Here is a 19,964-nt window from a genome sequence, read left to right on the forward strand (position 1 = left end):
CATATCCTGTTTCTTCCAGTAAAAAGTTACCCCCATTGTAACGCCCGGGACTCAGCCCCCGGGCTTTTTTCCGGAAATCCATTAACTTCATCGTATGTACTTACTCATACCTGGCCGCCACCACCTGCTGACCGACTTTCAGTTCAAATACCTGAACCGCCTGATCAAATGCAGCCTGGAAGGCGAAAAAGACGTATATGGACAACCGTTGGACACTGCTCCGGTAGAAGGAATCATCTTCGCCGTTACTTCCGCCAACCATCTCGGCACCAAACGCAATCCGGTACCGTTTTACCTGCGTGCCATGGTGATCCAGGAGTTCTCCAATTCCCTCGACGTACCGGCCTATGTATATGGCATCGACGATGTAGGCGTGATTCACGATTTCGCGGAATATACCCTCAAAACCATCCGGCACTCCAGCGAAGGCGCACACGCCCTCACACCGGAAAACACAGTGGTGATCTGCTCTACCAGTGTACGGGAAATGTATATGAAACAAGGGTTCCGTATCCTCACGGCGGAATGGGACCCGGCCACCAACCAGTTCACCCAACCCATGCCCTGGGACCTGGTCAATGTGATTGCACAGGCGCCCGACTGGCGCAAAAACCCGCAGGTACTGGAACAGGTACACCCGGCAGCTTTCAAAATATGGTCGTTGTATGGAGTAGGAGAGAAGGTGCAACAGATCCTGAAAGACCCCATCATCGGGGCTGACGGCGATTTGACCGCTACCCGCGACTACAACGTATATGTAAAACAGATGGACGATATCGCGGCGCTCAAATACCGCGAAACCGCCCCTTATATACAACCCGGCAACATCGGCGATATTGGCTGCGCAGCCGGTTCCTGGATAAAAATCGCCTGCGAAGACGATCGCCTCCATGAATGCGATTTCTATGGCATAGAAGTATCCCGCCACCTGTACGATATCTGCCTGCAACGCAAACACAACGGCGAATTCGCCAACCCATCCGTATTTTTCTCCCAGAAAAACGCGGTGACCAGCCTCGTGTTTGAACCCGGCAGTATGAATACTATCCATACATCTTCCTTAACACATGAAATAGAATCTTACGGCAGCAGAAAAGACCTGATAGCATTTATACAAAACCGTTACCAGGAGCTGGTACCCGGCGGGGTGTGGATTAACCGCGATGTAGTAGGCCCTGAAAACAGGACCGAAACTGTACTCCTATGGCTAAACGAAACGGACGGCGCCAACGATGTGCCAATGCCGGAAAATCCGACTACACAGACGCTGGCAGCATGGCTGGGACAATTATCCACCAAAGCGCTGTTCCACCGCTTTGCGCAGGATTTCCGTCATGAGGAAGGCTATCGGCTACACCATGAATGGGTAACTATTGACGGTACTACTTACTGCCGGCTATCTATGCAGGATGCCTGCGAATTTCTTTTCAAAAAAGATTATCACGATAACTGGCTCAGCGAAATGCACGAGACGTTCTGCTTCTGGAACTATAACGACTGGAAACAGGCGCTCGAAGAAGCCGGACTGCGGCTGGACAACCTCTCTCATGCTTACCGCAACGATTGGATTGTACAAAACCGGCTGGAAGGAAGGACCCAACTGTTTCGCCTGAACGAAAACGGAAAACCGGAAACGATGCCGTTCCCGGTTTCGCATATGTTGTTACTGGCCAGAAAATAAAGCCAGCTTTTTTAAAGGCCATATCTGCAGCTTCCCATCGAGCATCACCGGTATGAGCAATGCGTGACGCCGCTTATCCAGTGCAATATCCGCAGGGGAGTGGATGGCCTTTATGCTGCGGGAAGTCGCTGTCTTCAGGTCATACACCTGCAACAAGCCTTCTGTGGGCGCTTTGACCGTTATCCAGTCGGACAGCAGCAAATGGCTGGCATCCAGCTGAACAATACCATCAAATAAACCGGTAGGGGAGTTCTTTACCGGCTGGAAAACATCCTCCTCCACATCTACCCGACGGTGATACAGGTGCCCTTCTCCATTCATACCCGGTCCCATGGTGCAAACATACAGCTGATCCGCCGCTTCATCGTATACCACGCCGTTGGCTACCACCAGGTTGCCTAATAGTTTCACCGCAGCCGTACGGGGATTTACCAACAGTATATCTCCGGTAACGCAATCACTCACCACCAACAGGCTGTCATGTACCACGGTCAGGTCATTGAGCTGCCGGTCTTTCCCTTCCGGAACAAGATCAAATACTTTTTTCCTGGTATCAATATCATATCCTTTGAGATGGTCCATATCGGTCACATACAGGGTATGGCCAATTATTTCCAGGCCTTTGGGCGCATTCAGGGTATCGTTGAAATAGCGGGCAGACTGTACTTTGCCTCCTTGTACCCAGGCAATGCTGCCGTCGCCGTCTTTAGTGAAGGGGTCCGGCTTGGGGCCGATCTGTGAAACAAAATAACCATCTTTCCAGGCCACCGCGCTTTCCGGCGTTGCCAGGCTGGTAACAGTTTGTTGCGCGCAAATACGGGCTGTCACTAACATAGCGGTCAGTAAAAGGGGAATCATTTTTTTCATAAGGGTAGTTTATACTACAAAAATAACTACCCCGCCGCATTGCTGATTATATTCGTCAAAGTATTATCTGTGAATATCAAAGAACCGGGAAAAAATAAGGCCGGAGTATGAATACTCCGGCCACTACCTAAACCTACAACTGTTACACTGTTAGTAACATATCTTTATATCAATTAGTTATTATGCATATCATGCAGGGGTATTTCTTCGTAGGAAGCCACCATCCGCTGTCTGATATAACGTTTGGTAGACAGTTTACCCATGCCGAATTTGGCCATGATCTTATCTACCACCATGTATACCACCGGTACCACAATGAGGGTAAGGAACATGGAGCTGATCAAACCACCGATAATTACCCAGGCCAAACCATTTTTGGTAGAAGCCACACCACCGGTAGCCATTGCAATCGGCAACATACCGATCACCATCGCGATAGTGGTCATCAGGATAGGCCTTAAACGGGCGTTGTTGGCGTGTATCAGCGCATCGTATGTCGTCTGTCCCTGCTCTTTCATCTGGTTGGTAAAGTCGACCAGGATGATCGCATTCTTCGCCACCAGGCCAATCAACATGATCATACCGAGGATGGTGAAGATGTTCAGCGTATTGTTGGTCAGCGCCAGTGCCAGTAACGCACCGATGATCGCCAGCGGAATAGAGAACAGTACCACAAACGGATAGATGTAGTTGTCGTACAGCGCCACCATGATCAGGTACACCATCACAATGGAGATCAGCAAAGCTGCGCCCAGTGTACCGAAGGAGTCGCCCTGGTTTTCTGCATCACCACCAAACACGAAGTTGATACCTGCAGGTTTTTCCATTTTCGCCAGTTTAGCGGCAAACTCCTGGGTCACGGTACCGGACGGACGTCCCATTACCTGTGACTGTACAGACACGGAGGTATTTTTATCTCTTCTTTCCAGGTGGCTGGGGCCGGAGCCTTCCACTACGCTGGCAAACTGTGACAGCTTGATCAGCTGGCCTTTATCATTTACAAACTGGATATTAGCCACATCCTGGATATTCTTTTTATTGAAATCATCAAAGCGGATGTTGATATCATATTCATAATCGCCCTGACGGAATTTCACTTTGGAATCATCTGCTGTTCCGCTGAAGGCCGTCTGCATGGTACCACCCACCATATCGAGGGTGAGGCCAAGCGCAGCCATCTTATCACGGTCCACCTGCACGTTGATTTCCGGGTTACCTTCTTCTACAGACAGTTTCACCTCGCTGGTACCGCTGATGGTTTTCAGCGTGTCCATAGCTTTTTTCGCGAAGTTCATCACACTGTCCAGTTCACTACCCATGACGATCAGCTCTACCGGCGCTCTTTCCGCAGTACCCATGATGCTCACGTCTGTCGTTTTCACTTTCACACCGGGCAACAGCGCTTTCAGTTCTTTCTTCACTTTAGCCGCATAGATATCAGATCCTTCGGTACGTTTTTCCAAGGGCACCATCATGACGGTGATCTCTGATTTGTAGGCAGTAGACTGGGAAGTACCGAAACCGTCCTCACTGGTCTGGCCTACCGTCGTGATCAGCCTTTCCACTTCTGCCTTTTTACTGAGATATTGTTCCGCTTTGCGGGTAGCCTGGTTGGAGGTCTGTACAGACGCGTCCTTCGGCATTTCCAGCATCACAATAAATTGTCCGCGGTCGCCTTTCGGGATAAACTCACCACCGATATACCCTTTACCTACCAGCATGAAAGAAGCGAACAGCAGACCAATAGCCACAATCAACGTGATAGCTTTGTGTACCAGCGCCCATTTGAGGATACCGGTCATCCATTGGGTAAAACGGGTCAGTTGTTTTTCAAACCAGAGGATGAATTTCTCGAAGATATTTTTTCCGGTGATGTGTTCCAGTTTACCAAAACGGGAAGACAGCAGTGGTACAATCATAAAGGATGACAGCAAACTGAGCATGGTAGAGATCATCACCACCACGCAGAACTCACGCAGGATTTTGGATACCAGCTCGTTGGTGAGGGAGATCGGCAGGAACACCACCACAATTACCAGGGTAATGGAGGTAACGGTAAAGCCTATCTCTTTTACACCGTCAAACGCAGCGCGTACGCGGTTTTTACCCATCTCCATATGACGGTAAATATTCTCCAGCACCACAATGGCGTCATCCACCAGGATACCTACCACCAGCGACAGACCCAACAGGGACATGAGGTTGAGGGAGAAGCCCATCAGTTTCATACCAATGAAGGTTGCGATCAGGGAGGCCGGAATGGAGATCATCACGAAGATGGCACTACGAATACTGTGCAGGAACAACAGCATCACGATGGCCACCAGTACTACCGCCAGGATCAGGTCATGTATCACGGAGTCCGCAGATTCCAGCGTAAAGTCGGAAGAGTCGTTGGCCACCAGTATTTTCAGGTCGTTTACCGCATAGTCTTTTTCCACCTGTGCGATCGCCTTTTTCATTTCCTTACTCACGGTTACCGCATTGGCATCAGTTTGTTTCTGCACCTGCAAGGCAATCGCGTTAACGCCATCTACACGGGCAATACGTTCTGCATCTTTCTGGGCATCCTGTACATCGGCCACATCCTGCAGGCGGATCTGTGTCCCTTCTGCCGTGGTTTTCAGCACCAGGTTACGCAGCTGGTCCACATTTTTATACTTACCCGCCAAACGGATCAGGATCTGTTCATTGGCCGTTTTTACCTTACCGGTAGGGAAATCCATGTTGGCGTTGGTCACCGCCTGGCGTACCTGCAAAACAGACATGCCATAAGCCTGTAACTTAGCCGGATCTACGTTGACCTGTATTTCACGTTCCTGGCCACCAATCAGGGATACCTGGGCTACGCCCGGTAACCGGGACAATAAGGGCTGCAGTTTCTTATCTACCAGGTCATAGAACTTTTTATCGTCCATTTTAGCCGTAGCGGATAAGGTCATAATCGGCAGGTCGTCGAGGGAGAACTTATTCAGGGAAGGTGGTTTCGCATCACCCGGCAGATCGGCCAGGATGGCGTTCACCTTACGTTGCGCATCCTGGAGTGCAATGTCCACGTTGGCATCGTTGTTCAGTTCTACGGTGATCACGGAAAGGCTTTCGGAAGATTTGGAAGTAATCTTCTTGATCTTTTCCATAGAGGCGATCGCGTCTTCTATCTTTTTGGTAATGGTACTTTCCACCTCGTTGGGCGAAGCACCGGGGTACACCGTCGCAATAGTCACGATCGGGGAGCTGAACTTGGGCAGTAGCTCATAGTTCAGTGATTTATAGCTCATAACACCCAGCAGCGTGAGGATGGTAAATACCACCACCACAATTGTGGGTCTTTTTATGGAAACTTCAGTAATCTTCATGTTGCAAAAATTGATTCACGCTTATTTGTTGCCATTACCCCCCTGTACTACTACAGGTGTACCGTCGGTAAGGTTGATCTGACCGCTGGTGATCACGGTATCTCCTTCGTTGAGGCCTCCCCGTATTTCCACCTGGTCGCCGATAATCTGACCAGCGATCACTTTGCGTTTTTTAGCTACTTTACCTTCCATCACATATATTTCGTTGCTGCTCACACCACCGATGAAAGCTGTACGTGCGATGAACATTGTTTTGGCGGCAGTCGGTGCTTCGAAGTGGGCCGTGCCGTACATACCGGCTTTCAGCTCTTTACCGGCCTGGTTACCCACTTCCATTTCAACCGGGTAGTTGAGGGAGTTATCTCCTTTCGCCGCGATGAAGGTAATCGTACCTTCGTAGCTGGCTTCCGGGAATACGTTGGAAGTCACTTTTACTTTCTGGCCTTTTTTCAGGGTTACGACCTGTGCTTCCGGTACAGACACGGCCAGTTTCAGCCTGGATACGTCCACGATGTCGAACATTTTATTACCGGGAGAGAGGTAGGCGCCTTGTTCTATATATTTTTTATTGATAACACCGGAGATAGGCGCTTTCACATAAGTATCGCTTACATGGCGGCTGGCGGCTTCGTATCTGGTTTTAGCAATATCATATTGCAGCTTCACGTCATCCACCTGTTTCTGGGTAACGCCGCCCGTTTTGAAAGCGGATTCATATCTTTCTTTATCTACACGCAGTTGATCGAGGTTCGCTTTTGCAGAGGCGAGGTCTGTGTTCACAATCTGTCCGTCGATATAGGCAATAGCCTGTCCTTGTTTCACCACGCTGCCTTCATCTACCAGCAGTTTGGTAATACGGCCGGCGGTTTCAGCGAGATAAGACAGTTCGCGGATAGGAGCGAAATTACCATTAGCCAGGAAGCCCTGTGCAAAATCGTTGGTGGATACCCGTTGTATCAGTACCGGCACTTCGCCGCTGTTGCTTTCTTTTACGAAGGCTGTTTTAGCTTCATTGGCTTTTTTATTGGCGTTAAGCTTCCACATGATCAGTACCACTGCACCTACTGTTACCAAGCCCCAGATAATAAACTTTTTCATCTGCAATAATTTGTGTGTTTATATCCGCCACAGTTGCGGTCTATCGTTTAGTCGTTGATGTTATAATTAGTTCAGCAGGTCGTTTAAGCTGCCTTTGCTTTTGATGATGTCCAGTTCGGCCATCTTATATTGAAGCAGTGCTTCGTTGTAGCTGTTCTGTGCATCTGCCAGGGAGGTTTCTGCGTTGAGCAGGTCTGTCAGGCTGGCGAGGCCCAGTTTATAGTTATTCTGGGTAGAGTAGTACACTTCATTAGCCAGGTCCACGTTTTCTTTCTGGGTGTGGATGGTGGAGAGATTGGTACGTACCTGCAGTTTAGCGTTTTCGTAATCTGTGTCCAGGTTGAGGGCAATTTCCTCTTTCTGTTTGTTCAGCTGGCGCAGGGTTACGTTAGCCTGACTTACTTTGGAACGGCGGCCAAAACCATCGAAGATGGGGATATGTACAGACAAACCTACCGCAGCAGCGCCATACCAGAAAGTATTGTTAGCCGGATCATTTTTGGAGAACAACCATTGTTGGCTCATGCCGTTGTAAGAATAGCGGCCAAAGAGCGACAGGGTAGGGTAGTACTCTGCCTGATAGGCTTTCTTCTGGAACTCCTGCAGTTGCAGTTGTTTCTGTATGAGCTTAAATTCTGTTCTGTTCTCCAGGTTCATATCATCGTATTGCAATACGCCGGCGGCTTTGGTTTCGATGTCTTTCAGCGAAGCACGCGGGATGGTAAAGCTGGACTGCAGCGGCATACCCATCACGCGTTTCAGGTTGTTGGCCTGTGTAGCGGCGTTGTTGAGCAGTTGCACACGTTGCGTTTGATAATTAGTGAGATTTACTTTGATACGGTCCAGGTCAATTTTTTTAGCGAGGCCGTTTTCATATTGTGACTGGGTGGCGTTCACCAGTTGGGTCAATTTTTCGATGTTGCTGTTAACCGTCACGATTTTTTCCTGCAGCACCAGTAGTTGATAATACAGGCCGGATACGTTGTAGATCACATCTTCCGATGTTTTCTTTGTTTGCAGCGTATAATATTCTTCCCCGGCTTTTGCAGCTTTCATACCGGTAAAGACGGCCTTGTTAAAGATCTGCTGGCTCAGTTCCGCGCCTACAGTAGCGGTATACTGCGTACCAAAAGTGATGGTTACGGAGCTATCCGGTTTACCGATAACGGTGCCAGGCAATAGTGACTGCGCCAGTTTCAGGTTGTCGGTGTAGTTGGCGTTACCGTTGATTTGCGGAAGTGCCTGGGAGCGGACTTCCTGGGTTTTGAATTTTCCCATTTCCTCGTCCATTTTTGACCTGGAGAGTTGCTGGTTATTACTCAGTGCAAACTTCAGCGCGTCCTGTAAGGACAGTGGCGCTTGTGCGTAGGCATGAAATCCCCCTATCCCCATTAAGAGGACAAGCGTTAACTTTAATCGTTTCATACGTTAATAGTTATTCTTCTTCTTTGATTTGCAGGTACTGGTTTACCAGCTTATGGCCTTTGATAGTGGCAATGCCCAGTATAAAATGTGCAGTAATTTGTTCCATTACAGCAGACATATCGAATTGGTCCGGTGGGTACTGAAGTTGATCGAAAGCCGCATCCAGTTGTAGTTGGCGCATGCGTGAAATCACGTTCAGGTCGAGGTTTTGCCGGTACAGGCCTTCCGACATTCCTCTTTTCAGGTTCTCTGTAATGCCGTACAGAATACAGTCCCGCTGGAAGTTTTCAATATTTTTCCAGGTGTCCGGATGGTATTTTTGTATTTCAAACAACATGACCGGGTTAAACGATCTGGCCATATTGGTAATGTATTTCATGCTGCGTACCAGTTCATCGATGGCATTTTCCGCCGCGGTGTGTGTTTCCTGGAAATAAGCGCTGTGCGTGTTAAGCAGCTGTTGCATGCCCAGGTCTATCAGCGATTGTTTATCAGAAAAATGTTCATACACGGTCTTTTTAGACATCCCGCAATCACGGGCAATATCGAACATGGTTACTCCTTTCACTCCGTATATGCGAAACAGTTTCAATGCCACATCTAAAATTCTTTCCCTCGCTACCATGATATAGTCCGTTTATGCTTGCATGCCTTTAATGAAGATGTCCAGTAACAGCTTCTGTTTTTCGATCACCCGTTCAAATGTTGCTTCATCCAGTTCTTCATCGTTGGAGAGATGGTCCGGCACAGAAAACCGGAGGCCCATCAGTGATTGTACCAGCAGATCGCCTGTTAGTTCGGCATTGTCTACTTTAAATTCGCCGGAGGCAATACCAGCTTTGATCACATTGGTTGTCAGGCCGATTTCTATCTGTTTCGCACGTTTCACACCTTCCAGGAAAACAGAGGGACCATCTTTCTGTATTTTAAAGATTTCCAGCCGGCAAAACTTGCTGATAAAACCTTTTTTGACTTCGATAATATCATGCAAAGCCTGCGCAGCCGATGTGATATGGCTTGTTACCTTCTGCATTTCTGCAAAATAGGCCTCTGCTATTTTCTCCAGTACAGCCAGGTGCATGGCTTTCTTGTCCGGGAAATAATAATACAGGGATGCCTTGGAACAATGAAGATCATCCGCGATCTCATTCATCGTGGTCTTGGCTGCGCCATAATGAGTAAAACGCTTCAGAGCCGCCTCGAGGATCTTATCCCTCATTTCGTCTTTATTCTCTGTATGCATTAACTTTTTGACTTTTTTAGTTTCAAGGTCAAAATTAGGAAGATTTTTGTAATTCGTAGCGATGGAAGCGTATTTAACAGGTATTTAACTTTTCGATGACAAAAGTCAAAAAGTCAACAATGATGAATTTGATGCCGGCTGATGTCGCTGATAATAAACTTATCCACATGGTCTTTTTTTTGCCCTTCGGGCGATGACCGGCGTCCGTTGAAGCACCTGGAGAACGAGGGGAAACCCGGGGACTTATGCCGGTTTTTAGGGCCAACACCTAATTATGTATAGAAGGGCTGTCTTTCCGCCACATCAGTCCCCACCCACATGGCGGGGATGCAAACCATTTTTTCTCCACAGCACCCTGGGAATCTCCAAAACGCAATAGGGCCGACCTTCCGGCCAGCCCTATCAATCATATAAAAAATTTTATTATTTCAATTTTTCCAGTGCAGCTTTCAGTTTTTCAAACATCTCAGGAATTTCCTGTTTTACGCAGGTACCTACGCTGAGGCGGTACCAGGGAGAATTTTTTGCAGCGCCGAAGGCATAGAACGGCACCAGTGCCAGTTTCGCTTCGTTGAGGATGTAAGAAGTAACAGCGGCCTGATCTTTCAGCACAGTACCGTCGGCAGTGGTTTTGCCGGCCAGGTCCAGTTTTACGGTGAGGTAGATCGCTGCCTGCGGTGCAATTGCTTCTACCGGGTGACCGGCTTTCTTCAGGCTATCGAAGCCTTCATAGATTTTTACCAGTCTCTCTTCGATTTCACCTTTGAAATGCTGGAGGTATTTATCCACATTTTCTTTCTGTACCAGGTAACGGGCGGCTGCTTTTTGTTCAGCCATTGGGCTCCAGGCGCCTACGTGCGACAGGATAGCCTTCATTTTGCCGATAACGTGAGCGGGACCGAGCGCCCAGCCAACTCTAACGCCGGTAGCAGCGAAAGCCTTACTCATACCGTCGATGAAGATCGTATAGTCCTTCAGTTCAGGACGCAGTTGAACCGGGTTGTAGTGGTGTGTTTCACCGAAGGTGAGCACCCAGTACATCTGGTCAAACATGATGTAGAGTGGTTTTTCGTTGGCACCCCTGCTTTTGTTTTCCGCGATCACCAGGTCGCAGATTTCTTCCAGTTGTTGTTTATGGAAAGCAGTACCGGTAGGGTTCTGCGGGGAGCACAATGCCAGGAGGGTAGCACCTTTCAGCAGTGGTTTCAGTTCAGCTGCAGTAGGCATAAAGTCGTTCTCTGCCTTTGTTTCCAGCACTACGTGTTCTGCTTCCAGGAAGTGGGTGTAGTGGTTGTTGTTCCAGGATGGCGTAGCATATACGATTTTCTCTCCACGGTCTACGATGGTACGGAAAGTAGCGTAGATAATGGGGCGGCCGCCGCAGGAAATCACGATTTCCTTAGCCGGATCGTAGGTGAGGCCTTCACGTTCTGCTATAAAATCACCTACCGCTTTTCTCAGGTCAGCGATACCATCTGCCGGCGGATAGTTGGTCAGGTGTTCCTTATAGGCAGTTATGATTTCCTGTTCAAATTCAACCGGGATAGGGAACACCTTCGGGTCAAAGTCGCCGATGGTGAAGTTATAGATCTTCTCGCCCTGGGCCTGTTTCTCCTTGACTTCAGCAGCTAACTTGATGATTTCTGATCCAATCAATGTTTCGGCTAAATGAGACAGTTTCATAACCTGCTATTTTTTGTTGTTTTGGAATATTTTTTTAGCGCGGCAAAAGTAACCGATTTGAAGATAATTTAAAAGAAAACCTGGATTCTTTTTACAACAGTCAATAATGGCTACAAATTATTAGTTTTCATCTAATCAAACAGCTTAATTCCCGCCTTTTATATAGCATTAAACTATTTTGACATGTGATTTTCTTCCGCCTTACCCTGTGTAAAACCGCTTATATTTAGTGTATAAGATGTGAATGAATTTAAGGGAATAACGGAACTTTCTATCTTTGTTTACAGTACATTTACACCTTTTTAGGGGTGCCCCGTGAATGGAGAGGCAAGTAGGCACAACTCCCCGGCAACTAAGAATGACAAGCAAACTAATATAGACCATGAAATTTATTGTTTCTTCCTCTACTTTATTAAAACAATTACAACAGATCAGCGGTGTTATCAATTCTAACACAGTATTACCCATACTGGAGGATTTCCTGTTCCTGATTGATAAAAATGAGCTGACCGTAGTTGCAACTGATCTTGAAACCGTTATGCGGGTGAAGCTGGAGGTGGAAGCCAAAGAAAACGGGCGGATCTGTATCCCGGCTAAAATTTTGATGGATTCCCTGAAAAATTTGCCGGACCAGCCACTGACTTTCCACATTGATCTGAACTCCTACGCCGTAGAAATCACTTCAGACAATGGTAAGTACAAAGTGATGGGAGAAAATCCGGAAAACTTCCCCAAAGAACCAGCTGCAGATGACACTACTTCTTTCACGCTGACATCTACAGCCCTGGTAACAGCTATCAACAAAACGCTCTTCGCCGTTAGCAACGACGATCTCCGTCCGGCTATGACCGGCGTGTTCTTCGAACTGGGCACCGATAGCCTCACTTTTGTGGCAACGGATGCACACCGCCTGGTGAAGTACGTAAGAACAGATGCGAAATGCCCGCAGGCAGACAGCTTCATCGTTCCCAAAAAACCGCTGAACCTGCTGAAATCCGCCCTGCCGGACAACGACACAGAGATCAAGGTTTCTTACAGCCAGAACCACTTCTTCGTGCAACACGAAGGCGCCCAGATGATCTGCCGCCTCATCGATGCCCGTTTCCCGGACTATAAGGTAGTAATCCCGAAAGACAACCCTTATCGTCTGACTGTGGTAAAAAGCGATTTCCAGAACGCCCTGAAACGTGTAGGCGTATTCGCCAACAAAAGCACCAACCAGGTAGCGCTCAATATCACCGGCACCGAACTGCAACTCTCCGCACAGGATGTGGATTTCTCCTTTGAAGGTAACGAACGTATGAGCTGCCAGTACACCGGCGAAGACATGCAGATCGCCTTCAACGCTAAATTCCTCATCGAAATGCTGAACGCTGCGGAAGGGGATGAAGTAAGCATCGAACTGGCTACTGCCACTAAAGCAGGCATCCTCAAACCTTCTGAAAAAGAAGAAAATGAAGACCTCCTCATGCTGGTAATGCCACTCATGCTCAACAACTAATTACCCGCTAAAGCGAACGGCTACACTAAAAGCCATTTGCTTATATTTAAAAACTTATATATAAAGCAATCTCTTCCAAAGAGGTTGCTTTTTTCTTTGCCTGTGGCGGAAAAGAGCGCTTATTTATTCCTTAAAATGTCGTAATTTTTCATCGGGGTAAATAGAAAAATACAGCTTAAAGGACAGTAGGAAAGTTATCTATTCATTTATATTCTCCCCGCATATCCACCCGTTTGATATTGTTGGCCTGGCCGGAAAACCTCGACGTAATTAGCAGAGATCAATTATTCCCTGATATATACCTTACCAGCTATGGTAACGTTTTTCGAACATATTCCGTCTTCTTACCGTACCGCTATCCTGGTAGGCGGTTTACTGCTGCTGTGGATTATCGAAGGTATCATTCCCCGCTTCCGGTTCTCCGGCAGCAAATACCGCCATGCCGGTACCAATCTTTTTTTTACCCTCACCACCATCGTCATCAACACCGGGTTTGCCTTCCTCATCGTGAAAGCATCCCAATGGACCAGTAATACCCATTTCGGGGCGTTATACTGGCTTCGCCTGCCTCTTTGGCTACATGCGGTGCTGGCCATCCTGATGCTGGACCTGATAGGCGCTTACCTCATCCACCTGGTGCAACATAAAATCGCCTGGATGTGGCAGTTCCATAAAATACATCATATCGACACACAGATTGATGCTACCACCGCCTTACGCCATCACCCGGTAGAAAGCCTCTTTCGGGTGGCCGCCCTTTTAGCAGCCATCCTTTCCATGGGCATCCCCTTTTGGATGGTCATGTTTTACCAGTCACTCTCCGCGTTCATGTCGCAGTTCAATCACGCCAACATCCGGCTGCCCAAATGGCTCGATAATAGCCTCAGCTGGCTCATCGTATCACCCGACATGCACAAGGTACATCATAGCCATTACCAGCCGGAAACGGATTCCAATTATGCCAATATCTTCTCGATCTGGGACCGCCTCTTCGGCACCTTTATTTTTATTCCCGATACCACTTCCATCCGGTACGGACTGGACGAATACCAGGACCACCGCTACCAGGAAGTAGGGCCATTGTTGAAAGTTCCCTGGGAACAACACACTGTAGCAGAAAACGATAAGATCAGTGGAGCAGGCAGTAAACTGTAGACAGTCCCATTTACCTGTTTATTAAATCCGAATATATATGCAACACTCAACAACACTCGCAAAAACAACCTGTATCGCAGCTTTGGTGATCGGCATTCTTTCAGCAGCCTTTGCTTTTACTACCAAAACACCGGCCTATTCCATTACTACCGGTGCAGTAGCAACTGTTATCGGCTTCGTATCCCTCTATGTGGGCAGAAAAAATATTGATGATATGCAGCTCGCCGCCGCCGGCATCTTTATGGCAGTAGTAGCCTGCCTGGTAGGACTGTGGCAAATTTATAGCTAAGACATGATTAATTGCTCCGGCGATAACGATCGGTATAACCTTCCGCTGCCTTCAACGGAAACAGTACCAACGACGTGTCGGACAGTTCTCTGATAATGGTGGTATCTATTACGGCAGCCGTATCTTTTACGCCTTCTGAATGGCTCCATAAAAACAGCGTGTCATTGTTTAATGTCCACTTGTCATATATCAGTGTATACATGTTGATAGACTTCGCAGTTCCGTTCCTGCGCAGCTGAAACCCCTGCATTTCCTTATCCAGGCCCGCTACGGGCTGTATCCATTTCCCTATGAGCTTAGCTGTGTCTACCCGCAGCGTATCAGTTACAGCAGCGATGCTGTCGGTAACGCCGGCATTGCTGCTGTCTGTAACAACCAGCAAACTACTGTCATGCGCCGCCTCTTCCGGCACAGACCCCTTCTTTGGCTTACACGCTACCAATAACAATAATAGTGGCAATAGTGACGGTAACTGTTTCATTAGCATGAAACTAAATTACGAATTACCCGTATATGCAACGGATATTTTTTACTGCGTCTGTCTTATAATGCTATCGCCTCCTCCCACTTCAGGCGTACCTCAAAATATACGCTACTTCTTTTTTTAATTATTTTTTTCCTACTTTTACCGCTCACTTTAGGGGTGTTTATCCTGAGAACCAGGATAAGCTGAGATGATACCCTCAGTACCTGAAGCAGCTCATACTGCCGTAGGGAAAAGTAACTGAACTTTCTCATCTTCCACACATCCTTAAAGTTTATTGTTTCACTTAAATTCCAACACGCATGGAAGTGCTTGTAAACAATAAACTTTATGCGGTGCAGCAGGGAACAACCATTGCTGCGCTTCTACAGTTTATTCAACTCCCGGCCCTCAAAGGCATTGCTGTTGCGGTTAATAACCAGGTAGTTCCACGGAACTGCTGGGCAGAACAACCGTTACAGGCTGCTGACAGTATCACAATTATCCGCGCCACACAAGGCGGATAGTTCGTTTAGTACATCATATTTCGTTTAGCCTTTTTCGTTATACTTCATAACGAAGCGGTATTCCCATGTCCACAAAATCTTTTCTCATGCAAAAACAACCAGTGGCTCTCAGCCGCACACCCTTTCCCGCCTCAGAAAAAATACATGTCAGCGGGACTATCCACCCGGTAAAAGTAGCCATGCGCAAAATAACGCTAACGGATACACGTATGCACGGCCGCCATGGTGAAGCTACTCCCAATGCACCGGTAGTAGTATACGATACCAGCGGACCCTATACCGATCCTTCTGTTGATATAGACGTTACCCGCGGCCTGCCCAGACTGCGCGAATCCTGGATCACCGGCAGGGGAGACGTGGAACAACTGCCGCAATATACCAGTCCCTATGTGCGACAACTGCAACAACAAAGTGCCAACATGCCCGGCATGAGCATCACCGCACAACCACTGCGCGCACTCCCCGGAAAAAATGTCACCCAGCTGTATTACGCACAACAAGGCATTATCACACCGGAAATGGAGTACATCGCTATCCGCGAAAATCAATATGCTGAAAAATACTACGAGGAAAATAATCCACTCTGGCATCAACACCCAGGCAACAGCATGGGCGCCAATATCCCTAAGAAATACATCACACCGGAATTTGTACGGCAGGAAATAGCCGCCGGACGCGCGATCATCCCCTCCAATATCAATCACCCGGAAAGCGAACCCATGATCATTGGCCGCAATTTCCTCGTGAAAATCAATGCCAACATCGGTAACTCCGCCGTTACCTCCAGTATAGAAGAAGAAGTGGAAAAGGCCGTATGGTCCTGCCGCTGGGGCGCCGATACCATCATGGACCTCAGCACCGGCAAAAATATCCACGAAACCAGAGAATGGATCATCCGCAACTCTCCTGTTCCCATCGGCACCGTACCTATCTATCAGGCGCTCGAAAAAGTGAACGGCAAAGCGGAAGACCTCACCTGGGAAATATTCCGGGATACGCTGATAGAACAGGCAGAACAAGGAGTAGACTACTTCACCATTCATGCCGGCGTATTGCTGCGGTATATACCGTTAACGGCTAAACGAACTACAGGCATAGTATCCCGCGGCGGTTCTATCATGGCTAAATGGTGTCTGGCTCATCACCGGGAAAACTTCCTCTACACGCACTTTGAAGAGATCTGCGAGATCATGAAAGCATACGATGTTTCCTTTTCGCTGGGCGATGGTCTCCGCCCCGGCAGCATCGCCGACGCCAACGATGCCGCCCAGTTCGCAGAACTGGAAACGTTGGGAGAGCTAACCAAAATCGCCTGGAAACACCAGGTACAGGTGATGATTGAAGGCCCCGGCCACGTACCCATGCACCTCATTAAAGAGAACATGGACAAACAACTGGAACACTGCCACGAAGCTCCATTCTATACCCTGGGTCCACTGACCACAGACATTGCCCCCGGTTATGACCACATCACCTCCGGCATCGGTGCTGCCATGATCGGTTGGTTCGGTACGGCTATGCTGTGTTATGTAACGCCAAAGGAACACCTCGGTCTGCCTAACAAGGAAGACGTACGACAAGGAGTGATTACCTATAAAATTGCCGCACACGCTGCCGACCTGGCGAAAGGCCACCCTGGCGCACAATACCGCGACAATGCCCTCAGCAAGGCCCGCTTCGAATTCCGTTGGGAAGACCAGTTCAACCTCTCCCTCGACCCGGAAACAGCACGGTCTTACCACGACGAAACCTTGCCGGCAGAAGGCGCCAAAATCGCCCATTTCTGCTCTATGTGCGGCCCTAACTTCTGCTCTATGAAAATCACCCAGGAAGTACGCGACTTCGCTGCCCGGGAAGGATTGGATGAGAAAACAGCCCTGGAGACAGGCATGCAGGAGAAAGCCCGGTCATTCGCTGAACAGGGTGGGGAAATATATCAGTAAAACCAGCCCTATGATATGGATCATCACCTCTCCCGAACGCATACACGAAGAAGAAAAGATACTCGCCGATCTGTTGCTGGCAGGCGCACACCATGTCCTGTTACGCAAGCCTTCCTGGCAACAGGCAGATTATCTGGCCTTCCTGGATAAAACCGATCCGGCCTGGTACCCGCGTATCATCATCCGCGATTACCCGGAAGCAGCTGCCCGGTTTGGGGTAGGAGGCCTGCACCTCAGCGCCGATGTCCGTGATAACATCAGCCAGGGTGACCTGCAACGCTTTCCGCTTTGCAGCACCGGGATACACGACACCGCTGCTATAGCAGTCATGCCGCCATCTTTTACCGTACTGCTGCTCAGTCCTGTTTTCAACAGCATCTCCAAGGCAGGCTATCATGGCCGCTTCGCGCAGCCGCTGCCCGACAAGAACGGGAAACTGGTACTGGCGCTGGGAGGGGTAGATGCATCCAATATTCACCGGCTGAAAGCCTGGCAGTTCGATGGCGCCGCCCTCCTGGGCGCAATCTGGGAGAATCCAGGCAAGGCCGTCAATACTTATCAGCGAATACAATCACAATGGAACAGCAACGACCAGTCGTAATGAGCTTTGCAGGCCTCGACCCCAGCGGGGGAGCAGGCCTGCTGGCAGATATCAAAACGTTTGAACAGCACCGCGTATACGGCCTGGGGATATGCACCGCCCTTACCATACAAACAGCCAGCGACTTCATTTCGGTGGACTGGCTGTCATTGCCCCGTATACTCGCACAGGCCAGGCCGCTCCTGGCAACAGAACAGGTGAACTACTGCAAAATAGGGATCATGGCCGATGTACAGGCTTTGCAGGAACTGGTATACACCATCAAATACCTGTCGCCCGGCATCCGTATTATACTGGACCCCGTACTGAAAGCCTCCGCAGGACATGCTTTCCACAACAACATACCCCGGCAGGCCTGGTTGGAACTGCTGCCGGAATTATATCTGCTCACGCCTAACTACCCCGAAGCCCGGTTGCTAACCGGCCTCGAGGATGGAGAGGCTGCCGCACAACAGCTCGCCACCCGCTGCGCCGTACTGCTCAAAGGTGGTCATCATAAGGAACGCCCTGGCGTAGATACCCTGTATGCCGGCGGCAAACTACAGCGTTTCCCCGCCGGAACACAGACAACCTTTCCCAAACATGGGTCAGGCTGTGTGCTGTCTGCCGCCATCACGGCCAATCTCGCATCAGGACAATCACTACCGGACGCCTGCGCTAACGCAAAAGCATATACGGAAAATGTATTGTCCAGTCATTCATCTTTAACCGGATATCATCACATATGATCAGCAAACTACATTACATATCCCAGCAAACAGGCCAGCGCAGCCATCTCGACAATATCCGGGCAGCCTGCGAAGCCGGCTGTCAATGGATACAACTGCGTATCAAAAACGAAACACCCGAAAACATACTACCCGTAGCCACCGCCGCCAAAACCATCTGCGATGAATACAACGCCTCGCTGATCATCAACGACTATCCGCATATAGCCGTTGCCGTTAATGCCGCCGGGGTACATGTAGGGCTGCAGGACATGACCGTAGCCGAAGCCAGGGCCATCGTAGGGCCTGGCAAAATAGTGGGCGGCACCGCCAACACCTTATCCGATGTGCTCTCCCATGTAAAAAACGGCGCCAGCTATGTAGGCCTGGGACCTTTCCGTTTCACGACCACCAAACAGAACCTCAGTCCCATTCTGGGCGTGGAAGGTTATCATTCCATCATGACCGCTTTGCGGGAACAACAGATCAACACGCCGGTAGTGGCCATCGGCGGAATTATGACAACAGATATTCCAGCCATTCTGGAAACCGGTATTCACGGCGTAGCCGTCAGCGGTCTGATTACCCAGGCGCCCGAACAGCAGCCGCTGGTACAACATATTTATGAACTTCTAAACAAGCAGTGATGACACAACCATTAACCATCGCAGGCCAGACCTTTCACTCCCGCCTGTTTACCGGCACCGGCAAATTTGCTTCCGCCTCCCTGATGGAAAAAGCCCTGCTGGCCTCCGGCAGTGAACTGGTAACCGTGGCCCTCAAAAGGGTAGACCTGCAACAACAGGCAGACGACCTGTTGCAACATCTTAACCATCCGCAGTTTCAGCTGTTACCTAATACATCCGGCGTACGTACCGCCAAAGAAGCCGTATACGCCGCACAGCTGGCACGCGAAGCACTCGAAACCAACTGGATCAAACTGGAAATACATCCCGATCCCCGTTACCTGATGCCCGATCCGGTGGAAACCCTGCAAGCCGCCACCGAACTGGTGAAGCTGGGGTTTGTGGTACTGCCTTATATCCACGCAGATCCCGTACTGTGCAAACGCCTGGAAGAAGTGGGTACCGCAGCCGTTATGCCGCTCGGTTCACCGATCGGTAGTAATAAAGGCTTGCGCACCGCCGATTTCCTGGAAATCATCATTGCACAAAGTAATGTGCCGGTAGTAGTAGACGCGGGTATAGGCACCCCTTCACATGCCGCCCTCGCTATGGAAATGGGCGCCGATGCAGTGCTTGTAAACACCGCACTGGCCGTCGCCAAAGACCCGGTAAAAATGGCCGCAGCCTTCAAAGCAGGCGTAGAAGCAGGCCGTATGGCCTATGAAGCCGGGCTGGCGCCTACCAGTAGCCATGCTATCGCCTCCAGCCCGCTGGTGGCTTTTCTTGATGAAGAATAAAA

18 protein-coding genes and 1 riboswitch are annotated in these 19,964 nt (G+C 49.2%); of the genes, 10 read left to right on the plus strand and 8 right to left on the minus strand.

Features of this window, described 5'->3' with window-relative positions:
• Nucleotides 1-94: 94 nt before the first annotated feature.
• A complete protein-coding gene (locus ICL07_RS14175; RefSeq protein ID WP_188088546.1) occupies nucleotides 95-1,681 on the plus strand; it encodes a class I SAM-dependent methyltransferase in 1,587 nt (528 codons plus the stop codon).
• Here ICL07_RS14175 and ICL07_RS14180 read toward each other — a convergent pair.
• The 7 genes from ICL07_RS14180 to ICL07_RS14210 all read right to left on the minus strand — a co-directional run bounded on the left by ICL07_RS14180 (nucleotide 1,664) and on the right by ICL07_RS14210 (nucleotide 11,353).
• Nucleotides 1,664-2,548: an SMP-30/gluconolactonase/LRE family protein gene (locus ICL07_RS14180; protein WP_188088547.1), complete on the minus strand. Its 885-nt coding sequence runs from the start codon at nucleotides 2,546-2,548 to the stop codon at nucleotides 1,664-1,666. The genes ICL07_RS14175 and ICL07_RS14180 overlap by 18 nt on opposite strands.
• Before the next feature lie 173 nt (nucleotides 2,549-2,721).
• Nucleotides 2,722-5,904 carry an efflux RND transporter permease subunit gene (locus ICL07_RS14185; RefSeq protein ID WP_188088548.1) on the minus strand — a complete coding sequence of 1,061 codons (3,183 nt, stop codon included), beginning with the start codon at nucleotides 5,902-5,904 and terminating at the stop codon, nucleotides 2,722-2,724.
• A gap of 21 nt (nucleotides 5,905-5,925) precedes the next feature.
• Nucleotides 5,926-7,002, minus strand: a complete 1,077-nt coding sequence (locus tag ICL07_RS14190; RefSeq protein ID WP_188088549.1) for an efflux RND transporter periplasmic adaptor subunit — start codon at nucleotides 7,000-7,002, stop codon at nucleotides 5,926-5,928.
• A gap of 66 nt (nucleotides 7,003-7,068) precedes the next feature.
• On the minus strand, nucleotides 7,069-8,427 hold the full coding sequence (locus ICL07_RS14195; RefSeq protein WP_188088550.1) for a TolC family protein: 1,359 nt from the start codon (nucleotides 8,425-8,427) through the stop codon (nucleotides 7,069-7,071).
• 10 nt (nucleotides 8,428-8,437) lie between these two features.
• Entirely contained in the window at nucleotides 8,438-9,052 is a 615-nt protein-coding gene (locus ICL07_RS14200) for a TetR/AcrR family transcriptional regulator (RefSeq protein ID WP_188088551.1), read from the minus strand.
• Between the two features lie 12 nt (nucleotides 9,053-9,064).
• Entirely contained in the window at nucleotides 9,065-9,670 is a 606-nt protein-coding gene (locus tag ICL07_RS14205; protein ID WP_188088552.1) for a TetR/AcrR family transcriptional regulator, read from the minus strand.
• 423 nt (nucleotides 9,671-10,093) lie between these two features.
• A complete protein-coding gene (locus tag ICL07_RS14210; protein ID WP_188088553.1) occupies nucleotides 10,094-11,353 on the minus strand; it encodes a pyridoxal phosphate-dependent aminotransferase in 1,260 nt (419 codons plus the stop codon).
• A gap of 382 nt (nucleotides 11,354-11,735) precedes the next feature.
• On the opposite strand from ICL07_RS14210, the gene dnaN reads away from it, so the two are divergent.
• The 3 genes from dnaN to ICL07_RS14225 all read left to right on the plus strand — a co-directional run bounded on the left by dnaN (nucleotide 11,736) and on the right by ICL07_RS14225 (nucleotide 14,298).
• On the plus strand, nucleotides 11,736-12,854 hold the full coding sequence (dnaN, locus tag ICL07_RS14215) for a DNA polymerase III subunit beta (RefSeq protein ID WP_188088554.1): 1,119 nt from the start codon (nucleotides 11,736-11,738) through the stop codon (nucleotides 12,852-12,854).
• A 312-nt stretch (nucleotides 12,855-13,166) separates the two neighbouring features.
• Nucleotides 13,167-14,009 carry a sterol desaturase family protein gene (locus tag ICL07_RS14220; protein ID WP_188088555.1) on the plus strand — a complete coding sequence of 281 codons (843 nt, stop codon included), beginning with the start codon at nucleotides 13,167-13,169 and terminating at the stop codon, nucleotides 14,007-14,009.
• A gap of 37 nt (nucleotides 14,010-14,046) precedes the next feature.
• Nucleotides 14,047-14,298: a hypothetical protein gene (locus ICL07_RS14225; protein WP_188088556.1), complete on the plus strand. Its 252-nt coding sequence runs from the start codon at nucleotides 14,047-14,049 to the stop codon at nucleotides 14,296-14,298.
• A gap of 7 nt (nucleotides 14,299-14,305) precedes the next feature.
• On the opposite strand, the gene ICL07_RS14230 is transcribed toward ICL07_RS14225, so the two are convergent.
• Entirely contained in the window at nucleotides 14,306-14,779 is a 474-nt protein-coding gene (locus ICL07_RS14230) for a lipocalin-like domain-containing protein (RefSeq protein WP_188088557.1), read from the minus strand.
• 148 nt (nucleotides 14,780-14,927) lie between these two features.
• Nucleotides 14,928-15,032: riboswitch (TPP riboswitch) on the plus strand.
• Nucleotides 15,033-15,084: 52 nt separating this feature from the next.
• On the opposite strand from ICL07_RS14230, the gene thiS reads away from it, so the two are divergent.
• The 6 genes from thiS (at nucleotide 15,085) to ICL07_RS14260 (ending at nucleotide 19,962) form a co-directional block, all read left to right on the plus strand.
• Nucleotides 15,085-15,288 carry a sulfur carrier protein ThiS gene (thiS, locus tag ICL07_RS14235; RefSeq protein ID WP_188088558.1) on the plus strand — a complete coding sequence of 68 codons (204 nt, stop codon included), beginning with the start codon at nucleotides 15,085-15,087 and terminating at the stop codon, nucleotides 15,286-15,288.
• A gap of 86 nt (nucleotides 15,289-15,374) precedes the next feature.
• Nucleotides 15,375-17,231, plus strand: coding sequence for a phosphomethylpyrimidine synthase ThiC (gene thiC, locus ICL07_RS14240; protein ID WP_188088559.1), 1,857 nt, complete (start codon nucleotides 15,375-15,377; stop codon nucleotides 17,229-17,231).
• A gap of 10 nt (nucleotides 17,232-17,241) precedes the next feature.
• Nucleotides 17,242-17,832 (plus strand): thiamine phosphate synthase, encoded by a 591-nt coding sequence (locus tag ICL07_RS14245; protein WP_188088560.1) that lies wholly within the window; start codon nucleotides 17,242-17,244, stop codon nucleotides 17,830-17,832.
• On the plus strand, nucleotides 17,808-18,560 hold the full coding sequence (locus ICL07_RS14250) for a hydroxymethylpyrimidine/phosphomethylpyrimidine kinase (RefSeq protein ID WP_188088561.1): 753 nt from the start codon (nucleotides 17,808-17,810) through the stop codon (nucleotides 18,558-18,560). The genes ICL07_RS14245 and ICL07_RS14250 overlap by 25 nt, the downstream gene beginning before the upstream one ends.
• Nucleotides 18,557-19,186, plus strand: a complete 630-nt coding sequence (locus ICL07_RS14255) for a thiamine phosphate synthase (protein WP_188088562.1) — start codon at nucleotides 18,557-18,559, stop codon at nucleotides 19,184-19,186. Before ICL07_RS14250 ends, ICL07_RS14255 begins: the two co-directional genes overlap by 4 nt.
• The gene (locus ICL07_RS14260; RefSeq protein ID WP_188088563.1) at nucleotides 19,186-19,962 is read left to right on the plus strand and encodes a thiazole synthase; all 777 of its coding nucleotides are present in this window, start codon (nucleotides 19,186-19,188) and stop codon (nucleotides 19,960-19,962) included. Before ICL07_RS14255 ends, ICL07_RS14260 begins: the two co-directional genes overlap by 1 nt.
• Nucleotides 19,963-19,964: the final 2 nt, after the last annotated feature.

Origin of the sequence: Chitinophaga qingshengii (assembly GCF_014529935.1) — a bacterium.
Classification (GTDB): Bacteria; Bacteroidota; Bacteroidia; order Chitinophagales; family Chitinophagaceae; genus Chitinophaga; species Chitinophaga qingshengii.